Source organism: Aldersonia kunmingensis (genome assembly GCF_001646865.1).
GTDB classification, from domain to species: domain Bacteria; phylum Actinomycetota; class Actinomycetes; order Mycobacteriales; family Mycobacteriaceae; genus Aldersonia; species Aldersonia kunmingensis.
In genome coordinates this window covers 1-3368 of record NZ_LRRB01000151.1, presented here as the reverse complement: position 1 = coordinate 3368, position 3368 = coordinate 1, and the positions used below count along the sequence as shown (strand labels likewise).

The 3368-nt window shown below is 68.2% G+C and carries 2 protein-coding genes; both read left to right on the top strand.

Translation table 11 applies throughout. The features are described from left to right. Positions 1 to 1542 (top strand): hypothetical protein (locus tag A8G08_RS11465; RefSeq protein ID WP_222844258.1); only part of this gene is annotated, 1542 nt, incomplete at its 5' end. 31 nt (positions 1543 to 1573) lie between these two features. Continuing rightward, entirely contained in the window at positions 1574 to 3178 is a 1605-nt protein-coding gene (locus A8G08_RS11460; RefSeq protein ID WP_084436116.1) for a hypothetical protein, read from the top strand. The last annotated feature ends 190 nt before the right edge of the window (positions 3179 to 3368 follow it).

Genomic DNA, 3368 nt, shown 5'->3' with positions numbered 1-3368 from the left:
GTCCACGAAGTGCCGGGCCGCTACCAGGCCTGTATGGGCTGGAATGCGGTTGTCGGGAAGCTGAGTGTGGGTACGGCGCACTGGATTGCGGCGCAGCGCTCGGTATGGGACCGGGTGGGCGGGGTTTTCGAAGATGCGGCAGTGGCGCCGCTGGTGGCATTGGGCAAGCCGGCGGTGATGGCGTGGTCGGGGCTCTACGACCTCGCCGCACCGATCGTGAAAGCGGCGGCGTTTGTGGCGAACCCGGCCGATGCGATCGATGATCTGGCGAACAAGCTGCACGAGGGTGCGGTCGGGTTGTCGGGTGCGGTGTTATCGCAGTTGGCGACCACGGGGCAGTTCGACCCGTCCTGGTCGTGGTACCTCGCCAAGTACGCGCAGTCCGCCGCACTCGGGATCGTCTTGATGGGATTCATGTGCATCCACACCATCATGCGCGCCGCGCGGCGGGGCACCCCGGGCGAGCTCGCGGCCTCGCTGGGGGCGTATCTGCCGCTGGCTCTGGCCGCGCAGGCGTTCGCGCCTGCGGTGGCGTCACTGATCATCCTGGGTGCGAACGCCCTGGCGTCGGATGTGGCGAAGGCGTCGGGCACGGACTTGGCCGAGATGAGCACCGGGGTCTACAGCCTGGGCAACATCACCGTCAACGCGGTTCCGGGCGGATCGATCGTCGGAGTCGTGATTTTCCTGTTCCTTTTGATCGGTGCCGCGGCGGTGTGGGTCGGGCAGCAGTTGCACGCGATCGGGTTGCCGATCGTGGGGGTGGTGGTGGCGATCAGTTTCGGGTTGTGGGTTTCCCCGAAGTACCGGCACAAGGCAATTCGCCCGATCCTGGTGTTCCTGTCGATCGTGTTCTCCAAGATTCTGTTGTTCGTGCTGCTCGGGGTGATATTCGCGCTCTCGGCGGCGAAACTGCGCTCCGGTGACGCGGTCAACCCGCTCGGCGCGGTGGAGCGGGTCGCGTTCGTGGCTTTGGCGATGATGGTCGCGGGTTTGGCGCCGTGGGCGCTGCTGAAATGGGTGCCGTTCCTGCCGACAGCCTCCGACAGCACCGACTTCGGCTCCGGCCCACCGATTTCCGCCGCTGTGATCGGTGGCGCGGGTTCGGCGGCGATGTATCTGCACTCGGGCCGACGCGGTGGCGCGGGTGCCGATACGCCCCGCGCACCGATCAACTCGACAGCGGCAAACACCGCCACCAACCCCGCTCCCGGGGCCGGCCAGGGACCAACCCCAGGGGCAAACGGCGGGGGCGGTGGGAGCCGCGGACCGGTGGAACAAGCCTGGCTGTCCAGACATGCCGGCCCCGCCGCCGGGGGCGAGTCTCCGACCGTCGGCGCGGCCGCGACCGCTGGCTGCGGCACCGGCCCCAGCGCCAGTTCCCCGCCGGTTGCTGCGAAGACCGGCGCCTCCGCGGGCGCCGGTGCGGCGACCGCGGGAGTGTCGGTCGCCGCGCAGATGGCCGCGGTTGCGATGACGAAAGGAAAGGCCGCGGCTGAGAATCACCCGCACCGCGCCGAAGAAGCCCGGGACGAGACATGAACCAGCACAGTCGGATCGAGAGGAGAACATCGTGACGGCGGCGACCGATGCGGCGCGCACGTCGTTGTTGACGCCGGAGATCCGTCGGCGTGGGATCGTGGGGCAGCCGCGGATCGTGTGGATGACGTGGCTGGTGACCGCCGCCGTCGGGGCGCTCGCGTATTTCGCGCACCAAACCACGGGAATGCTGATCGCGGTCGTGGTGGCGCTGCTGGCGATCTTCGCCGCAACATTCACATTCGGCGGCCGCACGTGTCTCGCTTTGGTGGGGATCGACGCGCATCGGGAGCGGCGCCGACGCCGGCGCGGCGAGCACGTGTTCTGGCCCGCGCACGATATCGACGCCTTCTACGCCGACGACTCCGACAACACGGTTGATCATGGTTACGACCCGACGTCGGATCCGGGGTGGGAGAGTCCGATCCCGTTGGGGACGGCGGCGCCGTTGCTGTTGCGCGGCAGCGGGTTCGACGACTTGTTCGTGCTGTATCACAAGAACCCTGGGGAGCGGCGCTATCTGTCGGTCCTGCTCAGGATCGAGGGCCTGCGTGGCGGACTGCGCTCCAACGCGGCGTATGCGTCGGCGCAGGCCGCGTTCGGGCGCGTGCTGGCCCAGTTGGCGAAGAAGTCCTCGTTCATCCGTGGGGTGCAGCTCGTGCATCGTTCCGTCCCGTACGACACCGCGCAGCACACCTTCTGGTACGCCCATCGAATCTGCGAGGCGACCACCGACGCGCTGTATCCGGCGGTCCTCTCATATGACCGGCTGATCGAGACGATGAAACCGCTCGCCGAGGAACACCGGTCGTACCTGGTGGTGAAAATCCCCATGACCAAAGCCTTCCGGACTGAGGCCATCGCCCGCGGTCCCGCGCCGGGGTCGTGGGCTTCGATCGTCAACGACGAACTCGAACGCCTCGTCGGGCTCCTCTCAGGCGCGGGGATGGGCCGGGTACTGGTGCTGGGGGAGCAGCGCACCTGCGCGGTCATCCGGGCCCTGCAGGACCCGTCCTTCCCACTCGACAAACATCAGGGCGTCACCTGGGACACGTGTTGGCAGCACTACCTCGGGTTCGACGACTCCGTCCAAGTGAATGGCACTTGGCATACCGCAGTCGCCCAGATCCCGTCCGGCGGGATCGAACCCACCCAGCTGGGCCCATTGTGGTTGTCGCCGTTGCTGACCGGTGTGGCGGCCGACCGGACCAGTCCCGACGCGTCGGCGGCGACGACGATTCGGACGGTGTCGGTGCGGATTGACCTGATCCCGGCGATCAGTGCCCGCGCCCAAGCACGGCTGGACCGCACCCACGACGCCGCCACGCAGCTGTCCGAACAGCGCAAGGGCCAGATCAGCGATGGCACCAGCGAGGTGATGCGGTCGAGTTCGGAGCTCCGCGCCACCGATCTGATGCCCGGCTCCGGCCACCACGGGCTGACCTATGCGATCACCGTGGCAGTGACCGGACGCTCCGAGGATGATCTGCGTCGCGCTCGCGCCCGGGTCGAGGAAGCCGCCGCCGAATGCGCGATCACCGAACTGCGATGGACCCGCCGCCGTCACGACGTCACCGTGTTCGCCACCTACCCGCTGGGCCGCGGTATGGCCGAAACACCCGCCGCCGTACGGATTTGAGGCGCCAATGACCAGCACCCTGACCCGCCCCAGCACTCACGCAGCCAGCGCGAAGGCAACGTCGCGATCGGCACCCGCTCTGACACCGCCCTCGCCGTCTGATGAACCGCCCCGGAGGGCGCGGCGGGCGCACCCACGCCGGATCGGGTTCCTGGATCGGCTGGGGTATTACGAGCACCGTCCTTCCGGT